This is a genomic window from Paenibacillus tundrae, assembly GCF_036884255.1.
Taxonomy (GTDB): domain Bacteria; phylum Bacillota; class Bacilli; order Paenibacillales; family Paenibacillaceae; genus Paenibacillus.
The window spans coordinates 2,206,554-2,225,973 of the sequence record NZ_CP145605.1 but is presented as its reverse complement, the minus strand read 5'-3'; the positions used below and the strand labels follow the sequence as shown (position 1 = coordinate 2,225,973).

Sequence of the window (19,420 nt, the reverse complement as noted above, 5' to 3'; positions counted from 1 at the left end):
CATGACGTCAAGTGAACCGCTCTCGTGGAGACGGTTATTTGCTTTTTTTGTGCCTCTCGGCATATCTGCCTCTCTTGTCACCATCTCTCACGTTATCATCAATAGCACGCTTGCCCGCTCTGCTCACCCAGAGACGATCATTGCTAGTTATGCAATTGCCGGCAGCTTGCTTACTCTCACCGAACGCCCCTCTACCTTGTTACGGCAAACTTGTTCTGCACTCGTTCGGGATCGACTTTCTTTTCAAGCACTCACCTTTGTAACCAAAATTTTTCTCGCCTGTGTCCTTTTGATCGGATTCGCCATTGTCTATTCCCCTATCGGTACAGGTGTTTTCAAATATTTATTTGGCGTAAGTCCAGATTTGTTATCCCATGTAATCGATGTGTATGAAATTCTGATGTACGTCAGTATTTTCTCTGTTATCCGTAACGTCTATCAAGGCATTATCATAACGAATAATCGAACAAAGTGGCTGACCATCGGCATGTTATTTCGCTTAGCCGGAATGTATGGTCTGTCCCTATATTTTATCTATACTGATACCATTAATAGCGGACGTGTAGGTGCCATCATTTTTGCGGCAGGCATGATGATTGAGGCATTGGTCAGTTTTATCGAAGGAAATAACATTAAACGTAACATGCCTGCTAAGCTTGAGGATCATCCCGTCGAAACGAGAAATGATGTATTTCGATTCTACAAACCTTTACTGCTGTCCAGCTTTGTCGCGCTCTTCATCGGACCGGTCATTAATATCGTGCTTGGCAAAACAACAGGCATTGCCTTAGCAATCTCTTCTTTTGCTATTGCCAGCAGTTTGATGCAGCTGATGCTAAGCTTTTTTACGTACATTCACCAGATTGTGCTGAATTTTTATGAGATTGACGCTAAACTAGTCAAAAAGTTTGCACTCGTCACTGGATTTATCCCTTTTGCCATGACCGTGTCGATAGCGTATACACCGCTGGGCCCATGGGTGATGGAAAATGTCATGAGTGTTCAGGGAACTCTATTAGAGCAAAGTCTGTGGACGCTGCGTGCCTTTGTCCTCTTTCCTCTGATCTCGCCTTTTCTGGATTACAGCAATGGGCTCATCCTATTACGAGGACAGACCAAAACGATGTTTCGCTCACAAACAGCCAATGCAATCTGCACAATTATCGTCCTTCTTATTCTAGTGAGCATCTTCCCTGCCTGGAATGGAATGATTGGAGCCGTTGCGCAATCTCTGGGGTTACTTGCGGAACTGGTTATCGTGTGGTTGGTCATTCGACGTACGACCAAGGAACCTTCGATGTCTTCTCGATCCTCTAGGAAATCAACTTCCCTTAAGGGTTAATGCTAGAAAGTTATATAGGATTGGAGTTTTCTCAACATGAAATTAAGTCACAACGCCCGCCCAGATCAGACCTGGTTGCGGGCACTGATGTTTACTATTTTTGGGTCAACCGTACTGGTGGTTTCTTACTTCCAACTATTCTTCAGTCACCTTGGATTCTCTCGCGCAGAAATTGGTTACCTGTACGGGATTGGCCCACTTGTATCTGTATTCTCCAACATGTTCTGGAGTATGGCGAGTGATCGTTACAAAACAGTACGTAAAGTCATGATCATCTTGCTAGCAGGACAATTTATTACTGGGATCTTGCTAGCCAATGCGACAACGTTTGGAGAAGTCTTTATACTTGTTTCATTATTTTACTTTTTCTATTATCCGATCTATCCGCTTGCAGACACGATGGCCATTACGACCGCTAATAAATACGGCAGGAATTTTACGACCATACGTGTATTTGGTTCAATTGGATATGCGTTCTTCGCCCTCACCATCGGCTACTTTCTTGGCTCGTTTGGCGTAGGTTGGACGATGTGGTTATGTATAGCTCTAGCTGGAACGACGTTCCTCATTAGCTTACGACTGCAGGATCAACCTTCCGGTGGCAGCACTAAGATGGATCTGTCGGGGTTATGGGCTATTCTAAAACGCCGAGATGTGCTGAGCTTCTTCGCCTGTGTTTTTTTGCTTGCCATGGGTCACCGAATGAATGAAGCCTTTCTCACCATTACGCTCAAAGAATTAGGGGCTGGCGAAGGTTTAATTGGCTGGTCACTACTGATCTCTTCTGTGAGCGAAATTCCAATTTTCATGTTACTGAGTAAATACGGCAGTCGATATAAGGAGTTGCCTTTGATTGCCTTTGCTGCACTGATGTATGCCCTACGTCTATTACTGATGTCGATATCTCATACGCCTGAAGCAGTGGTAGCTATTCAATTCATGCACAGTGTAACATTCGGCATATTCTACGTTACCGCAGTTCGATACATTACCAACCTTGTGCCAGATGAATACCGCGCTACGGGCATGGCTCTCTTTACGATCGTATGGTCTAGCTTAGCCGGTTTGCTTAGTGGCACACTGGGTGGGCTTCTAATTCAGCATGCTGGCCGACAAACCTTTTACCTGACCGCGATGGCCTTCTCTCTAACCGCGTTGCTTGGATTCGGCCTTAAGCTATTATTCAGCGTTACGCGTCGAACAGGTTGATGAAATGGAATTCATTCAAATTCTCGGCTAACTGAATTAAATACGTCAAACTACACATAATGATAAATAATCATCAAAAAAAGCACAGCCTCCTAAATGGGGACTGTGCTTGTGTTCGTATATTCAGCTATAAGTCATTTATAAGAAGTCCGTTGACCGGAAAGATTCTTACAATTTAGTTACGTTAGCTGCTTGAGGACCACGGTTTCCATCAGTGATTTCGAATTCTACCGCTTGACCTTCTTCCAATGTTTTAAAGCCGTCGCCTTGGATTGCGGAGAAATGTACGAATACGTCCTCGCCGCCTTCAACTGAAATAAAGCCATAGCCTTTTTCTGCATTAAACCATTTAACTGTACCTTTCAAATGAACAACCTCCTAAAAATATCGCCATCTATGGCGAATACCCTTATTATACTGTAAGCCCCTCCATTTTGCAATTTTTCTTTTTTATAAATCCCGAAAAAATTTGCTTTGAATCGAAGGGTACGGTATCATTTTACCAAAACCGTTAGTTTGGAGACTACCTATGATAAAAAAACATGAAATATACAAAACAGACAAATGGAATATGATGACTGTGGAAGTACAAGGCAAGTATCTCGTGCTTCGTGAAATCTCGGAAGAATGGGGCGAAGAATGTCATACGTTCTTAAGCCGTCCAGCCTTAATGCATTGGGCTGAGCGCCGTTTCCCAAAAGCTGATTTCGAGAACCGCGAGGATGAATGGCGCCAGCTGATGGCTGCCTTCAAAGAGGTCTAAATTGATGCAGCTTGACTCAAGTAATGTCGTCATATTTATTATTCTTGCCTTTTCTCTAGGGATTGTGCTGATTCTAGGACGTGAGTCCATCCCAGATCGACTGAGACGAGGCATGGCTCTTATCGCCACGCTTATGATTTGCTTTGCTTTTTTCCTGATTGTATATTTCCTCTACAATATGGGAGCTTAGCTTCTCAAATAATTCAACGTACGCCAGGTCATACTATATGAAATATTGGTATGGCTGAGGAGGAAGTACGTTGAAATATCGCAGATCACTTGCTATTTTACTGGTATTTAGCTTGATTCCTTCGTCTCTGCCCATTTCAGCGGTCGAGGCGAAGACTGCTTCATCCATAGATTCATCATTACCATTAAGGAGGATTCCCATGAGTCAATTATTGAAACGTTCCGAGGTACCAACTGAACACACTTGGAAACTGGAAGATTTGTTTGCCGATCAGAAAGCTTGGGATCAGGAGTATGAAGAAGTCTCTTCTTTGACGAAGAAAGCCTCCGAATTTCAAGGCAAACTGGATAAACCCGAAGCATTAAAAGCATGTTTCGAATTGGAAGATGAAATATCTCTCAAGATCGAGCGCCTTTTTGTTTACGCACGCATGCACCAAGATGAAGACACAGCTAATCCTACATATCAAAATCTTTCCCAAAAAGCGCAAAAGCTGAGTGTTCAAGTTGGGGAAGCACTTTCGTTTGTAACACCTGAGATTTTGGCACTTCCAGACAATCAACTGGATGCATTAATTGCTGATCAGCAGCTTAAAGCTTACAAGTTCACTTTAGAAGAAATGAAACGTGAAAAAGCGCATGTCCTGAGCAAAACGGAGGAAGCTTTGCTCGCCCAAGTAGGTAACCTCTCTCAAGCTCCGCAAACGATATTTAGCATGTTGAACAATGCGGATCTCAAGTTCCCAAAAATCAAGGATGAGCATGGAAACGAAGTTGAACTGACACATGGCAGTTACATTCAATTCCTGGAGAATCCGAACCGTGAAGTTCGCGAACGCGCTTTTAAGGCAGTTTATGAAACCTATGGTAAACAAAAAAATACAATTGCTGCTGCCCTTAATGCCAATGTAACGAAAAATATGTTCTATGCAGACGTACGTAAGTACCCTTCTGTACTAGAAATGTCCCTCTACGGTGACAACATTCCGAAGGACGTATACACCAACCTCGTGGATACCATTCACGAAAGCCTTCCTTTGCTGCACCGTTACATGGATCTGCGTAAGAAACTGCTTAATGTGGATCAACTGCATATGTACGATCTTTTTGCCCCACTCGTAGATGAATACAAGATGGATATTTCTTATGATGAAGCAAAACAAATCGTCAAAGATGGCCTGAAACCACTAGGTCAGGATTATGCAGATACTCTTCAGGCAGGTTATGAAAATCGCTGGATCGATGTATATGAGAATGAAAACAAACGCTCAGGCGCTTATGCATGGGGAGCTTACGGCACCCATCCTTATGTCCTGCTCAATCACAAGGATAATCTGAACAGCATGTTTACACTTGCTCATGAGATGGGCCATGCGCTGCATTCTCATTATTCAGATACCACTCTTCCATATCGTGATGCGCAATACACCATCTTCCTTGCTGAAGTTGCATCTACCACGAACGAAGCATTATTGATGGATTATCTATTAAATAAATCAACCGATCCAAAAGAGAAGTTGTATCTATTAACTTATTATGCAGATCAATTCCGCACCACTGTATTCCGCCAAACGATGTTTGCCGAATTCGAGAAGATCATTCATGAACGTGCGGAACAAGGTGAGGCGCTCACTCCACAGCTGCTATCCGAAATTTATTATGATCTGAATGTACAATATCATGGTAAAGATATGGCGGTGGACAAAGAAATCGAAATGGAATGGGCACGTATTCCCCACTTCTATAACAGCTTCTACGTGTACAAATACGCTACAGGCTTCTCAGCCGCAACAAGCTTCTCGAAGCAAATTCTGGAAGAGGGTCAGCCTGCTGTAGATCGCTATCTTGGTTTCCTGAAGAGTGGCGGTAGCGATTACTCCATCAACATCTTGAAAAAAGCTGGCGTAGATATGTCCTCGCCACAGCCGATCCGTGAAGCTATGAGCGTGTTCAAAGAACTGATCGAGCAGATGGAGGAATTAACTAAATAAGGTTGTTGTTCCATCCCTACGACCTGCATCCCTTGCCCATTCGGGCAGGGGATTTTATAATCATTGCAGGATACATCCTCAGGCTAATGGGGTAATGTATCTTAGTCCTGAATTGTTCAACAAGGAGGCAACACCATGAAAATGCAATGGGCGCTTATTGCAGGTCTTGTTTTTGCACTTTTTACCGGAATATTTGCTGTAATTAATGTGAATTCGGTGGAGGTTAACCTGCTCTTTAACACGTTCCAAATCCCGCTAATTCTTCTGATTCTCGGCTGTACGCTGATCGGTGGAATTATTGTAGGGTCATACGGCATCTATCGCCAATATCGACTGCAGCGTGAGAACAAACAGTTGAAGTTACGCGTATCTGAATTAGAGAATGCCAAATCAAGCACTGACACATTCGATTCCTACGCTTCGATGGATACAATCGGAACAACTGAACCGGAAGGTTCTATTTCTAATGAATCTATCGAAAGCCAGCGTAAAGGAAATCCGACGGGTACGTTGTAAAAAAGCAGACAGCCTGCTGGCCTAAGGAATGGGTGAGTTTTAACATTCCTGCCAGACAGGCTGTATTTGTTACCGCGTTTGTTCCACAACAATGATTTTGAAGGGGGAAGTTATACCATGACATTTACCATTAATGAATCTTATGTCTTAACTCTGCTAAAAAAATTGCTCGATACACCAAGTCCAAGTGGATATACTCACCATATCATCGAGATGATTCGTGAGGAAGCCGAGAAATTATCCATTCCTTTTGAACTAAACAATAAAGGCGGCGCCATTCTCACGCTGGCTGGGCAAGATTCATCCAAAACAATTGGACTTAGTGCACACGTTGACACACTAGGCGCGATGGTTCGCTCAATTACTTCATACGGCACCTTGAAGCTAACGTCGGTTGGCGGTTTCTCTATGCAGAGTATTGAAAATGAGTACTGTACAATTCATACTCGGGATGGTAGAAGTTACACAGGTACCATTCTCTCTCTCCACCCCTCAGTACACGTCTATCCGGATGCACGTACCTTCGAGCGAAAAGAAAATCATATGGAAGTCCGAATTGATGAGGTCGTTCATTCCAAAGAGGATGTATTAGGACTCGGCATCTGTGTCGGTGACTTCATTTCCTTCGATGCCAGAGCTGTGATTACACCAAGTGGTTATATCAAATCAAGACATCTTGATGATAAAGCCAGCGTAGCTGCCTTGTTTGGCATACTGGAGTCAGCTCACCGCGAGGGCTGGAAACCTCTACATAACGTGTCCTTGTTAATCTCCAACTACGAAGAAGTTGGACACGGGGCATCCTATATTCCTGCTGAGATCAGTGAGATGATCGCTGTAGATATGGGAGCTATGGGTGATGATCTCAGTTGTAAAGAAACCGATGTATCAATCTGTGCCAAGGATTCTTCCGGCCCTTACGACTATGAGATGACAAGCCGTTTAATTGAGCTAGCCAAAGAAAGCAAAATGGATTATGCCATCGACATTTATCCACAGTATGGATCAGACGGTTCCGCCGCCTTACGTGCTGGCAACAACATTCGAGCTGCACTCATTGGCCCAGGGGTACACGCCTCTCACTCCATGGAGCGTACTCATAAAGATGCTGTGTTAAACACCGCGCGACTGCTTACAGCATATATAACAACCAAATAATCTGATCGTCGTACAATAGGCAATTTCATAATGTAAAAAGAAGCACTTTCCGTCTTCTATCCGTCTTATCAAGTTGAATACTCAGTAACCGGTAATTAACGTAAACAGGGTACGCCTTGCACCATAACTTCATGGATGCAGGGTGTACCCTGTTTTAGATTTTTTTATAGGATATAGAAGCATGAAGCTAATCGGCAAGCTCAATATGTTGATGATAACGACGCTCCAGGCTTTCCTTGGTTGCCTGATGTGCACGTATTTCATTTTTGAGCACATGCATAGTACGACGGATCGTACTTTGTCCCTCCTGCACCTGAGATTCAGCTTTACGAATTTTGTCCTGAACCATCCAATCCACGAAGAGGTTATCGAAGAAATAATCAGCGAACGATAATAAACCTCCGAGTTCTAAATCGGCTTTTACTGCCATTTTGACATCATCCAGCTCCTTCTGGAAACGTTTCAGATGTCGTCCAGCTTCATTTATGGCAGATTGTGCATCATCCATCCGGCTACGCTTGATATGAGTGGATATCATCCCGCCACCCATCATATCATACACTCCCCAGTTCCCAGCTGACTTTAGAGCCTCTGCTGCACGATCCAAAGCGAGCATTAGACGTTTACCTTCTCGCTCCGCCTCTTGTAGCTCCTTCAATTCCCCGATGACATGTTCACGATCCTCTGCCATCTGTTGTAGTTCATGATCTCTGGCTAGCAAATGGTGTTCCTTCTTGCCCCATAGCTGCTTGTAATCACTCTCCCAGAACTGAAGTTCACGTTGTCCATCCAGCTCACGCTGTACCTGTAAACGCTGTTCTTGCACATCCTGTAACATGCGGCATGCCGTGTCATACTCAGCTTTGCTCTCCATAAGCTCCAGCTCTTCCTTCTCTAACCGTTCCTGTTTCTTACCAATTAAGTTATAGAAAAATGCCGACAATGTCATGCTATTTAGACGATCTACATCGCTTTGTTCCTTTTCCAGATGCTCCAAGCGTCGCTCTACTTTGGCTTTCCACTCGTTCTCTTCCTCGTTTAGTTTCGCAAGCCTGCTCTTCCACTTCTCGTAAATTCTCCCCTTTTCCTTCAGAATCGCCAATTGCTCATTCAATTCTTTATAATTCATGTGGTACCGGCTCCCTCCTATGGAATTCTTTACTTATTACAACGTAATAACAGGAGAAACGTTTCATATTTAGTGGTTCATACTTTTAAAGAAATCAAACAAAGGCTGAAATTTTTGAATATAAAAAAGACCCTTTTTCATCAGCACGTGATGTCGCATTTGAAAAAGAGCCTTGCTTTGGGCTAATGAGTTAAATGAATCATTACTTACATTTCGGCATCGCCCTTGCCGAGCAAACCATAAAACAATTTTACGATTTGTTTTGCTCAATTTGCTCTGCCAGTTCATTCAAGTACGTCCAACGCTCCATCAGTTCTTCTAGATGACGCTCGGCCTCTGCCTGTTCCGACATCAACTCCTGCAGACGGGCAGAGTCACTGAAGGCTGCCTCCATATCGGTATTGATCCTTCCCAGATTGGACTCAGCTTTCTCAATATTCTCATCAATTTGATCATACTCACGTTGTTCCTTGAAGCTGAATTTCAGCTTAGGCTTCGCTGTAGAAGTAGCCGACTTACGCTCATCCGTTGATGATTTGGAATCAGTACTTGCCGCCGCACTGTTTGTCTGAGAGGCCGTAGCCGTATTAGATGTCACATTCTTCAACATCCATTCTGCATACTCACTATAATCGCCCACATGAACCCTCACAGCACCTTCACCTTCAAAGGAAAGAACCTTATCTACCGTACGATCCAAGAAGTATCGATCATGGGATACAACGAATACAACGCCAGGGAAATCATCCAAATAATCTTCTAGTACAGCTAATGTCTGAATATCCAAGTCATTCGTAGGCTCATCGAGCAGTAAAACGTTAGGTGCAGCCATTAATACACGAAGCAAATAAAGTCTACGCTTCTCCCCACCCGACAACCGAGAGATTGGCGTCCATTGTGCTGTAGGCGTGAAGAGGAAACGTTCTAACATTTGCGATGCAGTTATTAGCGAACCATCTGCCGTTTTCACGTTCTCAGCAACTTCCTTGATGTACTCAATAACGCGAAGCGATTCATCCATCTCCTGATGTTCCTGTGTGAAGTAACCGAGGTTAACAGTTGGCCCCACAGAAACCTCACCTGCGTCCGGTTCCAGCTTACCGGAAATCATCTGTAACAGCGTCGATTTACCACTACCATTCGGGCCAACGATCCCTACTCGATCTCCTGGTACAGCGATGTAACTCAGATCTTCAATCAGTTTACGTCCACCTGCAGATTTGGATAAATGCTCAATCTCCAGAATCTTCTTCCCTAAACGGGTGGAGCCAACAGAAACGTCCATTGAGCCGGAACGATTCAGCCCTTGTTGATCCTTCAATTGCTCATAGCGATCAATTCTCGCTTTTTGTTTGGTCGTACGAGCTTTTGCACCGCGTCTAATCCAAGCAAGCTCTGTACGCAGCAGATTTTGCCGTTTCTGCTCTGATGCAGACTCACGTTCTTCTCGCTCTGCTTTCAATTCTAGGAAACGCGTATAGTTCGCCTCGTACCGGAATAATCGTCCATGGTCTAGCTCAAGCATGACATTAGCAACACGATCGAGGAAGTACCTGTCATGCGTAATCATCAAGAGAGCTCCACGACGCTTTTGCAAATATTGCTCCAGCCACACAACAGAGTCATTATCAATATGGTTGGTCGGCTCATCCAAAATAAGCAGTTCACACGGGTGAATTAACGCGGAAGCTAGAGCTACCCTTTTACGCTGTCCTCCAGACAATGTGCCCATACGTGCATCGAATTGTCGAATGCCCAGCTTGGATAGAATGCTTTTGGCTTCGCTCTCCATCTGCCAAGTCTGGAGCTGTTCCATCTGTTGATTCAAACGCATCAGTCGCTCTTGCAAGGCTGGGTCAGAAGAATTAAGTTCCAATAATTCCATCGTCTCGGTATATTCACGCACTGTCTTCATCTCAGGGCTGTCGCCTTCAAACACTTGTTGCAGTACGGTATTGTCTGGATTAAATTGAGGATTTTGTGCGAGAAATTGAATGCGTACATCGTTCCCGGTGGCAATCTGTCCACTATCCGCAGGCTCCATGCCTGCTATTACACGTAGGAACGTTGACTTTCCTGTTCCATTCACACCTACGACCCCAATTTTGTCTTGATCCCCCATACCAAATGAGGCATCCTTGAACAATATTTTTTCGCCATAGCTTTTTGAAATTTGCTCTACAGTCATTATGTTCATTGTTTGTACCTACTTCTCTGTAAATTGATATTCTATATAAGTTGTTAATACGTTCTATACTTGAATGAACGAACGGCAGCCATCCAAGAACAGCGCAGCTGCAAAGGAAATACGTTTGTTCAGATCGTCCTCGTTAAACTCCGGGTTAAGCATAATGTCCATTTTCAGCCGATCCAGAATCCCAATATAAGCCTCGGCTAACAGCACAGGCTCAGGTACATTAGCGCTTTTCAGCACCTCGCATACCATACTCATATATTCATTCATGAACCCCTTCATAAACTTCATCAGGTCAGGGTCATTATTAGGTGCCATAAAAAATAGTTTAGTATGATTACGCCGCTCATAATAATAAGTTAAGTGCGTCTTCGCGATAGCACCAAGCTTGTCACCCGTATTTTCATTGGATTTCAGAGCATAATCAAGCCGGCTAATAAAGCTATTGCAATCCCGCTTCGATACGGCAATGAATAATTGTTCCTTGCTTTTGAAATATAAATAAATCGTGCCCTTTGCAATGCCTGCCTCGTCTGCAATATCAGACATCTTGGTCTCATAAAATCCTTTTGAACCAAAGATACCATAAGCCGCATCCAAAATAGCCTCTGATTTGTCTCCTTGAACAGTACTCAACAGTACTCCCTCCCTACAACGCCAAAATAATCCCCAATACAATAGCCAAACATCCACCAATAACCGAGCTTAGCACGTTTACCAGATCGTTACTCATCCATGACCATCCACGTGAATGCACTGTTGCGTGGCCGCAATGTTCTGCAACTTCCACCTCGCGTCCGCACACTGTACATCGATACATATGCTGTAGCGTTGCACCTAGATAAGAATCTGCAAATGCGCCTCCAAGCCCGCCGACTAGTCCAACCATCATCCACCGAAACAAGCCTAGTCCTTCCAGTCCCGCAATCCAGGAAAAGAAAAATGCACCTAATCCGATTAAGGCTCCACCCACAGCAGCAGCCATAGTTCCTAGCCAAGATACCCCTCCCGAAGTACCAGGTGTAAGTACCTTCCATGTCACTACTGAGCGTGGGGGTCTACGACTCAGGCTTCCCCACTCCGTCGCCCATGTATCCGATGTAACAGTAGCCATTACACCGATAAATGCATACATCCAGAATGGATGTGGAGCAATCCAATTTCCTAGACACAGCACCATGCCGATCCCACCGTTAGCCAGCACTTGACCAGCGTCCCGGTTTCCTGTTTTGGCATACGACTTTTCCAGCTCCTGCTTGCGATCCTTATGATATTTGGAGAGTAGCGTTGAAGTAATGAAAAATAATAGCAGCGTTCCAAACCAGAACAGGTTACCTGCCCCATAATAAATCGTACCCATCAGCACAGCCGCTAGGCTGCCAGATCGAGTAAGTGATTTTTTCCGGTAGGCTGCTCCAGCTACGATTAAAGCGCACACCGCGCCAATGATCCAGTTCATACATTCTCCTGCACGTGGTAGCTCACATCGCCCACATGACATCATTTTATTTTTGAAATCTAATTATACCACGGTTTGATCCCAATGCCGAAATACGAACTCACTAGCTAATCACAAGATAAATTCCGCTCATAAGAATGGAATTCATTACCACATGCGTTTTATGTCTATTTAAGTTTGACTTCAGGTTCTTCAATTACACTAAATCTAGAACTAGTACATAGCAAGTGAACTTTAATTCTAAATGGAAATGAGGATGACCTTTATGAATATGAAACGGGTAATTATTGTTGGTACGATGATTGTAACGATGTCTTTTGCCGGAACGGCTTGGAGTAAGTCCGCAATTACACCGATTCCCCTTGCCAAATGGTCTATTATCAGCATGAACGCAACGGAACAGAGGGAACAGAATGAGGATGCTTTGCTTCGTGCGCTTAATCAAACTTCGGACGTCGCACTCGTTCGAGATTTGTATGCCGGTAAATCGCTACGAATGATCGCTGAGGCGAACGACGGTGATATTGATGCGGTCATTGAACTACAAGTCGCTGAGCTAAACAAACAGTTGGATGAGCGACTCGCGAACGGAAGCATTAGCTTGGAACAGCACACTGCACAACAAGCAGAACTCACCTCGTTAGTGACTGAGAGCGTCAACACCTCATATCTATCCATATAAGTTGCAGAAACAGTTAATAGAGGCTTAACAACCATCCATTGGCATATAAAAAAGGAGCGTTTGCACGCCCCTCTTGTTACTCATGTTACTCAAGAGCAAATGCTCCTTGATTAATTGGCTGCCACAATCGTGCATTGGCTTACAGACTCGCCATTCCAAGTGAGTTCAAGTACATCGCCAGCTACAGTTGATCCTACACCCTCAGGTGTACCTGTGAAAATGACATCACCTTCTCCAAGACCGTAGTGTTGTCCCACGTAATCCACAATCGTCTGGAGATCGAAGATCATATTACGAATATTACCACGCTGAACCTCTTCACCATTTTTGTTCAGCGTAAAATCAGCCTTTTGCAATGAATCTACATCTGTGAAGGCTTGAAACTCCGTGATCGGCGCTGAATTTTTGAATCCCTTGGCTGCAGTCCACGGATGTCCCTTTTTCTTAATCACTGACTGCACATCACGCAATGTAAAATCGATACCAAAAGCATACGCATCAACGAGGTTCACAATAGAGATTCCAGGCTGATAGTTCTGTCCGATTCGAATCACTAATTCGGCTTCATAGTGTACTTCGCCTTGGGTAGAAGGCAATGCAATTGTTTCTCCATTAAGCGGTACAACCGCATGAGAAGGTTTCATAAAGATCATCGGTTCATCCGGTACTGCATTACCCAATTCTTCAGCGTGAAGTTTATAATTGCGTCCTACACAGTATACATTACGAATATTTGTCAGCATCGGTTGATAACCACCTTTATCAGATTCATTAGCGCGGATGAAGAATGTATTTTACTTTTTCATATAAGCACATATTATAATTCACTTCGAATGGATTGCAAATTAGGGTCTAAAAAAGTGACGTGCTGTTTCGTGGAATGCCTTCTCCCACACATCAGGACAGTTCGTACATAACATCAGCGTAGGATCAATTGCCGCGAGACGCTTCATAATCGTTTTGTCGTCCACGGTCCAAGCCATCACCTGAATCTCTTCGTGTTGCATCTCGCGCATCAAGGATTTATCCACATTGGTATAACCAATGGACAGGAAGCTGCACTGCAATTGCTTTAAACGATTTACTAGATCACCTGGACGAGCATCAATGATCAATCCCGTTTGAAACTCTGGTGCAATCTCTTTAGCTTTAGCTAATGCTTTTGGTTCAAAGGAAGTCAACACCACATCATGCTGCATATGTCTCTTTCTTACTTCATGAATGACGGCGGCAGGAAGATCTGGATACATGTCCCCTTGCGTTTTCAGTTCAATATTCAGTCGAACCTTTCCACAACAGCGATCTAACACCTCGCCAAGAGAAGGAATCCGTTCTCCTACGTAGCTTTTTCCTTTCCATGATCCTGCATCTAACTTCTCGATGTCCGACCAATTCGTCTCCCGTACAAGACCCTCTCCGTCTGTTGTTCGATTAAAGGTAAAGTCATGAATAACAACGGGAACACCATCACGTGAACATTGTACGTCCAGTTCGATCCATTGTACTTGGGGCTGCTCCATAGCAAGCTCAAAGGCTGCCATCGTATTCTCTGGTGCAATGGAAGAAAAACCACGGTGCGCGACACAGCTATTATTCAATCTGATCCACTCCTCCACAACGTTCTAGCTTCATTCATATACTACTTACCCATTTACATCATCGATATGTTCAAGACTAATTAAATAGGGGAAGCAACACCGCTGGCATCAAAGCGAACACCTGGTGAAAGCTGAGTCATCTGCTGTAACAATAGCTTATTAGCTTCGCCTAGCATAGGAATGGCCTGACCCAGTGCAGCCTCATAAGGAATTACCTTCATACTGCATTTGGCTTCTGCACTGCAGCGAGCTTGAAATACAGCCGTTTTCCATGTTTCCTCTGTAGTTGATTTGGAGAAAATAAAATTACCTGTACTGTATGCGATCCATTTACCCTTATAGTATTCCATGCCCTGTAACACATGCGGATGACCCCCTATAACAAGGTCTGCTCCTGCATCTACAAATTCATGTGCCAAGCGCGTCTGATCATCATTGGGCGTGCTTACTCGCTCTACACCCCAATGCGCCACAACAATAACGAGATCCGCATTCTTACGTGCATCTTGAATTGCTTTTACCGCGGCAGTGGAATTGTAGGCTTCAGCTACTCCAGCTCGATTGCCTTCTGCCTTCCAACTCGCCTCAGGTACGACACGGCTGAAGCCGAGTAATGCAATTTTCATTCCTTTACGCTCCAGATATGTAGGCGCATATGCTTCATCCTGATTCATACCTGCTCCGGTGTGAGCGATTCCATATTCCTTCAGATAACCTAGCGTATCCACTAGACCTTCGACACCCTGATCCAAAATATGATTGTTCGCGAGATTAACCGCATCAAATCCAGCATCTGCCATAGCCGCTAACGCTTTGGGCGAAGATTTGTATACATATGTTTTGTTAGCTGCACCCGTACCACCAGTCGTTACCGGTGTTTCCAGGTTTCCAATTGTCAGGTCATCCTCCTTAAAAAGGTTGCCTAACTTCTGAAAGGGATAATCGTATCCATTCTTCTCCAGCAGCTCAGCTACTTTTCCCGAGAACTGTATGTCCCCGACAAAATGAATCGTTACGTCATTAGCTGAATTAACAGGCTCTTGCTTCACCGGTGCTGTTGCTGAGCTACCGTTCCCTTTAGAGCTGTCTGACTTAGACGGTTTGGCCGGCTGCTTGACGTCCGTTCCAGACGTATCTTTCGAATCCGCGTTGGTAGCATCTTCTGTGTTATTCGTCTGGTCCTTACTAGCTTCTTCAGCATCTTGGTCATTGGACACAGCCGGCTCCTCTTCCGCAGTATCATCCGTCTCAGGGGTTGCCTCAGGTGTCGTTAACGGGTCACCGCCTTGAGGTTCTACCTCACCAGAAGATTCTGGAGTGACCGTTGTCACCTCCACCGCACGATCTGCCTGCTCTCTCATTTCAATGACATAATACAAGCATACAAGTCCGATCATTACTATCAGCAACAAATTAATGACCCAAACAATCCGTTTGCGAGTACGTCTCGTTTTTTTCTTTACTTCACTTCGTTGGGATCTTGGCGGATACATAGGCAACTCCTCTTCTATACAGCAATCTTAATCATTATACCAGCCATGGTATGGAATGGTATAAAAAAAGCTGTCTTTCCTGTAGAAAATCTACGCTCAAGACAGCTCTATATGAGATTGTTCAACAGAGTTTCTTTTGAACTTTCAAACTCTGTTAATTTGCAGCAAGTTGCTGTACTGCTTGCATCGACATTTCTTTTGCCTGTCTAATGCAGTCAGGTAACCCTACACCTTCATAACCCGCACCCGCGATATATACACCAGGCAACTGTTTGCCAAGCTCTTCACGCAATGCGGAGATATGCTCTAAGTGACCTACCGGATATTGAGGCATCGACTTGCGAAGTCGAGTGATCTCAGCAAAAATTGGCGTGGCTTCAATGCCCATTGTCTCACGTAGATCCTTCATCACCAATTCTGTAAGCGCATCATCCGGAAGCTCCACATTCTGCTCATCCCCGGAACGGCCAACATAACAGCGCAGCAGCACTTTATCATCTGGGCTAGTATGTAGCCACTTCGTAGATGTCCAGGTGCAGGCAGTGATGTTGCGGCCTTCCTTACGCGGAACGAGGAAGCCAGAACCATCGAATACATGCTCCACATCTTTTTTCTCAAAGGCAAGCACAACATTGGCTACAGATACATAATTAATCGCATCAAGTGCCGCCGTATCGACATGAGGTTGCAGTAACGATGATGCGACATACGTAGGCACTGTAATCACAACCTCATCCGCATCAAGGCTATGCCCATTGTCCAATTGAACCGTATATCTAGCTTCACTTCCAGCCTGAACATTCAGTGATTGTACTGAGGTATTCAGCAGTTGCTCGACATCTTGTAAATCATGCACAAGTGCATGAACAAGACTCTGAAGCCCCTGACGGAAATTAAGAAAAGCACTTTTTTTCGTGCCTGTGTGAGTTTCTGCAGGTTTACGGCCTGTCATCATGCCTCGAATCAGGCTACCATAATCTCTCTCAACCTCTCCGAATTGAGGAAAGGTAGCTTGTAGACTTAGTCGGCGCATATCCCCTGCATAAATGCCTGCTAGTAACGGTTCAGTTAGATTCTCAAGCACTTCCGTACCTAGGCGTCGTTCAATCATATAGCCCAATGACTCATCTTCTGTTGTACGTTTGGGAGGAATGAAGAAATCCATTAACGCACGCATTTTGCCTGCGGGAGATACCAGACCACTCCGCAGAAAAGGTCTAAGCTCCGTGGGAATACCCAGAACGAGTCCTGCTGGCATTGGATGAAGCTTGCCACGCTGCATAATGTATGTCTTCTTAGACTCCGGATTCTGACTCACGAGTTCATGGTCAATCTCAAGTTCCTTAGCCAGATCAATCATCGCTGTTTTGCGAGCTAGGAACGAATCCGGTCCCTTTTCAATAACAAATCCGTCACGGTGAAGGGTCTCAATCATGCCACCCATGGAGGAGCTTCTCTCCACTAGAGTAATTACAGGTTCAAACCCTGCTTCCCGATAATGCTTCCGTATATAGAATGCCGCGCTGAGGCCGGTTAGTCCGCCGCCTACAACGACGACACGCCGTTTCTTATCTTCCATTACACATCCGTTCCTTGCTGCCACTGGCTTAGAATGACGTCACTGAGCGTCTCCATGTAGAGTGGGTCACTGTTCAGAGAATCTGTACGCATAAGGCGCATATCGATCTCTTTAGCAATCGCTTTGGCCTCAATATCCAGATCATACAGGACTTCCAGGTGATCCGATACGAAACCGATTGGAGCGACTAACACATCCTCTACCTGCTCACGGGAAAGCTCCTGAAGTGTATCCAAAATATCAGGACCAAGCCAAGGCTCGGCTGTACGCCCCGCACTCTGCCACGTAAATTGCCAGTTCGTGATACCCAATCGAGAAGCAATAACCTCAGACGTTTCCAGTAGCTGTTGTGGGTATGGGTCACCGATATCTACAATTCGTGCCGGCAAGCTATGTGCGCTGAACAATACACGAACATCCCCACGTTTGGCTCCTGCTTCTTCAAACATATCTAACTTCGCACTTACGCGTGTAGACAGAGCCTGAATCAGCTTCGGATGCAGATGATAGCTCTCGATAAAGGACATCTGAATGCCCATTTCTTCGGCCTTTTCGCGTGCGCGCTTAATATAACTGCCCACACTCATCGTCGAATAATGGGGAGCAAGTACAATCCCAATGGCGGACTGAATTCCGTCTTTTGCCATCTGCTCCACACCATCTTCAATGAACGGATAAGCATGCTTGAGCCCCTGATAACATTTGAATTCTACCTCACTCGCACGCTCATCCTTGTTCAATGTTTCTTGCAACGCTCGAACTTGATTATCGGTGTTTTCCCGAAGGGGGAACACGCCTCCAACAATCGCTTCATAACGATCACTAAGTTCCTTCAATTGCTCCGGCTCAGGTGCACGACCTCTCCGAATATGGGTGTAATATGCCTCGATGCTCTCCATATTTTCAGGTGTGCCATACGACATCACCAGTACGCCTACAGTATTAGTCATTAGTTATAGTCACCTCAGTCTTCAAAGCTTCAGATGAATACTCATGTATATATGCTGTCAGCTCTCTTAATTTATCAAGAGATGCTTCCGGAAATAGTCCATGTCCCAGATTAAATATATAGCCAGGCTCTTGGATACCTTGATCAATGATTACTTTTGCCTGTTGTTTAAGTAACTCCATCGGTGCAGTCAGCACATACGGATCCAGATTACCCTGTACGGCAAATTTACCACCTAGTCTTTTGCGACCTTCGGAAATAGATACTCTCCAGTCCAATCCGATCACATCAGCTTGCAGATCTACCAGGGTTGGCAGCAGTTCGCCTGAAGCTACACCAGGGAAATAAATTTTCGGTACATTCAAATCGGACAATTCGGTAAAGATACGAGTAATCGTAGGCAATACAAATGTTCTAAAATCATTTGGTGAAAGTGCACCTACCCAGCTATCAAACAACTGAAATGCCTTACCGCCGTTGGCAATGTGTGCACGGACATATGTAATCACCATATCGCCTAATTTTTGCATCAATTGATGCCACATTTGCGGCTCACTATACATCATCGTTTTGGTTCGAATGTATCCTTTTGAAGGTCGACCCTCAATCAGGTAACTAGCAATCGTGAACGGTGCACCAGCAAACGTAATAAGTGGCACATCTAATTCTTTATCCAAAATTCGAATGGTTTCTAATATATGTGACAGATCACCTTCAACATCAATGGGACGCAAACGCTCCACATCAGCCGCTGTCCGAATCGGATTATCAATGACCGGTCCAATGTTTTTGACAATATCAAAATCAATGCCCAGCGAAGCAACCGGATTCATAATATCTGAATACAAAATAGCCGCATCTACGCCCAACTTACGGACGGGCATGAGGGTTACTTCAGCCGCGAGCTCGGGCCGCTGGCAAATTTCGAGCAAAGAATACTTTTCTTTAATTTTGCGATATTCAGGGTCGTAACGTCCAGCCTGCCGCATGTACCATACCGGAACACGGTCGACCTGTTGTTTGAAACTCGCCCGAATCAGACGATCATTATAGCTCATGTAAGAAGCCTCCAATAGTTTTTGGACTCATAATTACCATTATGCCCTTTTTGAAGTTCCGTAACAACCTCATACAGATGTGTTCCAATGACAATACTATGACATTCGTTA

General features: G+C 44.6%; 19 protein-coding genes. 8 read left to right on the top strand and 11 right to left on the bottom strand.

The features are described 5' to 3' along the window. The first annotated feature begins 1 nt into the window (after position 1). Positions 2 to 1,342 (top strand): multi antimicrobial extrusion protein MatE, encoded by a 1,341-nt coding sequence (locus V6W81_RS10080; protein WP_338542967.1) that lies wholly within the window; start codon positions 2 to 4, stop codon positions 1,340 to 1,342. 36 nt (positions 1,343 to 1,378) lie between these two features. After that, complete coding sequence (locus V6W81_RS10075; protein WP_338542966.1) at positions 1,379 to 2,551, top strand: MFS transporter; 1,173 nt, start codon at positions 1,379 to 1,381, stop codon at positions 2,549 to 2,551. 168 nt (positions 2,552 to 2,719) lie between these two features. On the opposite strand, the gene V6W81_RS10070 is transcribed toward V6W81_RS10075, so the two are convergent. Continuing rightward, on the bottom strand, positions 2,720 to 2,917 hold the full coding sequence (locus V6W81_RS10070; RefSeq protein WP_056700251.1) for a cold shock domain-containing protein: 198 nt from the start codon (positions 2,915 to 2,917) through the stop codon (positions 2,720 to 2,722). A gap of 163 nt (positions 2,918 to 3,080) precedes the next feature. Here V6W81_RS10070 and V6W81_RS10065 point away from each other — a divergent pair, with 163 nt between their 5' ends. From V6W81_RS10065 to V6W81_RS10045, 5 genes are all read left to right on the top strand, one after another. After that, the gene (locus V6W81_RS10065; protein WP_056700248.1) at positions 3,081 to 3,314 is read left to right on the top strand and encodes a hypothetical protein; all 234 of its coding nucleotides are present in this window, start codon (positions 3,081 to 3,083) and stop codon (positions 3,312 to 3,314) included. Positions 3,315 to 3,318: 4 nt separating this feature from the next. Next, entirely contained in the window at positions 3,319 to 3,504 is a 186-nt protein-coding gene (locus V6W81_RS10060; RefSeq protein WP_145046026.1) for a hypothetical protein, read from the top strand. 199 nt (positions 3,505 to 3,703) lie between these two features. Continuing rightward, the gene (pepF, locus tag V6W81_RS10055) at positions 3,704 to 5,494 is read left to right on the top strand and encodes an oligoendopeptidase F (RefSeq protein WP_338542963.1); all 1,791 of its coding nucleotides are present in this window, start codon (positions 3,704 to 3,706) and stop codon (positions 5,492 to 5,494) included. Positions 5,495 to 5,629: 135 nt separating this feature from the next. Then, positions 5,630 to 6,010 carry a LapA family protein gene (locus tag V6W81_RS10050; protein ID WP_338542961.1) on the top strand — a complete coding sequence of 127 codons (381 nt, stop codon included), beginning with the start codon at positions 5,630 to 5,632 and terminating at the stop codon, positions 6,008 to 6,010. A gap of 117 nt (positions 6,011 to 6,127) precedes the next feature. Further along, positions 6,128 to 7,168: a M42 family metallopeptidase gene (locus V6W81_RS10045; RefSeq protein ID WP_338542960.1), complete on the top strand. Its 1,041-nt coding sequence runs from the start codon at positions 6,128 to 6,130 to the stop codon at positions 7,166 to 7,168. A 187-nt stretch (positions 7,169 to 7,355) separates the two neighbouring features. Here the strand turns inward: V6W81_RS10045 and V6W81_RS10040 are convergent, their stop codons facing one another. The 4 genes from V6W81_RS10040 to V6W81_RS10025 form a co-directional block, all read right to left on the bottom strand. Continuing rightward, on the bottom strand, positions 7,356 to 8,297 hold the full coding sequence (locus V6W81_RS10040; protein WP_338542959.1) for a hypothetical protein: 942 nt from the start codon (positions 8,295 to 8,297) through the stop codon (positions 7,356 to 7,358). Positions 8,298 to 8,547: 250 nt separating this feature from the next. Then, positions 8,548 to 10,494, bottom strand: a complete 1,947-nt coding sequence (locus tag V6W81_RS10035; protein WP_338542958.1) for an ABC-F family ATP-binding cassette domain-containing protein — start codon at positions 10,492 to 10,494, stop codon at positions 8,548 to 8,550. Between the two features lie 54 nt (positions 10,495 to 10,548). After that, entirely contained in the window at positions 10,549 to 11,127 is a 579-nt protein-coding gene (locus V6W81_RS10030; RefSeq protein WP_056700222.1) for a TetR/AcrR family transcriptional regulator, read from the bottom strand. Between the two features lie 13 nt (positions 11,128 to 11,140). Further along, entirely contained in the window at positions 11,141 to 11,950 is an 810-nt protein-coding gene (locus tag V6W81_RS10025) for a DUF92 domain-containing protein (protein WP_338542957.1), read from the bottom strand. 265 nt (positions 11,951 to 12,215) lie between these two features. Here V6W81_RS10025 and V6W81_RS10020 point away from each other — a divergent pair, with 265 nt between their 5' ends. After that, positions 12,216 to 12,632 carry a hypothetical protein gene (locus tag V6W81_RS10020; protein ID WP_338542956.1) on the top strand — a complete coding sequence of 139 codons (417 nt, stop codon included), beginning with the start codon at positions 12,216 to 12,218 and terminating at the stop codon, positions 12,630 to 12,632. Positions 12,633 to 12,742: 110 nt separating this feature from the next. On the opposite strand, the gene V6W81_RS10015 is transcribed toward V6W81_RS10020, so the two are convergent. The 6 genes from V6W81_RS10015 to hemE all read right to left on the bottom strand — a co-directional run bounded on the left by V6W81_RS10015 (position 12,743) and on the right by hemE (position 19,309). Next, positions 12,743 to 13,375 carry a fumarylacetoacetate hydrolase family protein gene (locus V6W81_RS10015; protein ID WP_338542955.1) on the bottom strand — a complete coding sequence of 211 codons (633 nt, stop codon included), beginning with the start codon at positions 13,373 to 13,375 and terminating at the stop codon, positions 12,743 to 12,745. A 102-nt stretch (positions 13,376 to 13,477) separates the two neighbouring features. Beyond that, positions 13,478 to 14,230, bottom strand: a complete 753-nt coding sequence (locus V6W81_RS10010) for a glycerophosphodiester phosphodiesterase (protein WP_145046009.1) — start codon at positions 14,228 to 14,230, stop codon at positions 13,478 to 13,480. Positions 14,231 to 14,310: 80 nt separating this feature from the next. Beyond that, positions 14,311 to 15,723: a CapA family protein gene (locus tag V6W81_RS10005; RefSeq protein ID WP_338542954.1), complete on the bottom strand. Its 1,413-nt coding sequence runs from the start codon at positions 15,721 to 15,723 to the stop codon at positions 14,311 to 14,313. Positions 15,724 to 15,877: 154 nt separating this feature from the next. Continuing rightward, positions 15,878 to 17,302, bottom strand: a complete 1,425-nt coding sequence (gene hemY, locus V6W81_RS10000) for a protoporphyrinogen oxidase (protein WP_145046005.1) — start codon at positions 17,300 to 17,302, stop codon at positions 15,878 to 15,880. Beyond that, positions 17,302 to 18,252, bottom strand: a complete 951-nt coding sequence (gene hemH, locus V6W81_RS09995) for a ferrochelatase (RefSeq protein WP_145046003.1) — start codon at positions 18,250 to 18,252, stop codon at positions 17,302 to 17,304. The genes hemY and hemH overlap by 1 nt, the downstream gene beginning before the upstream one ends. Further along, complete coding sequence (gene hemE, locus V6W81_RS09990; RefSeq protein ID WP_145046001.1) at positions 18,245 to 19,309, bottom strand: uroporphyrinogen decarboxylase; 1,065 nt, start codon at positions 19,307 to 19,309, stop codon at positions 18,245 to 18,247. The genes hemH and hemE overlap by 8 nt, the downstream gene beginning before the upstream one ends. Positions 19,310 to 19,420 lie beyond the last annotated feature (111 nt).

Bases quoted from the DNA above. Each gene is read 5' to 3' on its own strand.
- V6W81_RS10050 (WP_338542961.1), top strand. From the start codon at position 5,630: ATGAAAATGCAATGGGCGCTTATTGCAGGTCTTGTTTTTGCACTTTTT.
- hemE (WP_145046001.1), bottom strand. From the start codon at position 19,309: ATGAGCTATAATGATCGTCTGATTCGGGCGAGTTTCAAACAACAGGTC.
- V6W81_RS10035 (WP_338542958.1), bottom strand. From the start codon at position 10,494: ATGAACATAATGACTGTAGAGCAAATTTCAAAAAGCTATGGCGAAAAA.
- V6W81_RS10045 (WP_338542960.1), top strand. From the start codon at position 6,128: ATGACATTTACCATTAATGAATCTTATGTCTTAACTCTGCTAAAAAAA.
- V6W81_RS10015 (WP_338542955.1), bottom strand. From the start codon at position 13,375: ATGCTGACAAATATTCGTAATGTATACTGTGTAGGACGCAATTATAAA.
- V6W81_RS10080 (WP_338542967.1), top strand. From the start codon at position 2: ATGACGTCAAGTGAACCGCTCTCGTGGAGACGGTTATTTGCTTTTTTT.
- hemY (WP_145046005.1), bottom strand. From the start codon at position 17,302: ATGGAAGATAAGAAACGGCGTGTCGTCGTTGTAGGCGGCGGACTAACC.
- V6W81_RS10020 (WP_338542956.1), top strand. From the start codon at position 12,216: ATGAATATGAAACGGGTAATTATTGTTGGTACGATGATTGTAACGATG.
- pepF (WP_338542963.1), top strand. From the start codon at position 3,704: ATGAGTCAATTATTGAAACGTTCCGAGGTACCAACTGAACACACTTGG.
- V6W81_RS10025 (WP_338542957.1), bottom strand. From the start codon at position 11,950: ATGAACTGGATCATTGGCGCGGTGTGCGCTTTAATCGTAGCTGGAGCA.
- V6W81_RS10065 (WP_056700248.1), top strand. From the start codon at position 3,081: ATGATAAAAAAACATGAAATATACAAAACAGACAAATGGAATATGATG.
- V6W81_RS10060 (WP_145046026.1), top strand. From the start codon at position 3,319: ATGCAGCTTGACTCAAGTAATGTCGTCATATTTATTATTCTTGCCTTT.
- V6W81_RS10005 (WP_338542954.1), bottom strand. From the start codon at position 15,723: ATGTATCCGCCAAGATCCCAACGAAGTGAAGTAAAGAAAAAAACGAGA.
- hemH (WP_145046003.1), bottom strand. From the start codon at position 18,252: ATGACTAATACTGTAGGCGTACTGGTGATGTCGTATGGCACACCTGAA.
- V6W81_RS10040 (WP_338542959.1), bottom strand. From the start codon at position 8,297: ATGAATTATAAAGAATTGAATGAGCAATTGGCGATTCTGAAGGAAAAG.
- V6W81_RS10075 (WP_338542966.1), top strand. From the start codon at position 1,379: ATGAAATTAAGTCACAACGCCCGCCCAGATCAGACCTGGTTGCGGGCA.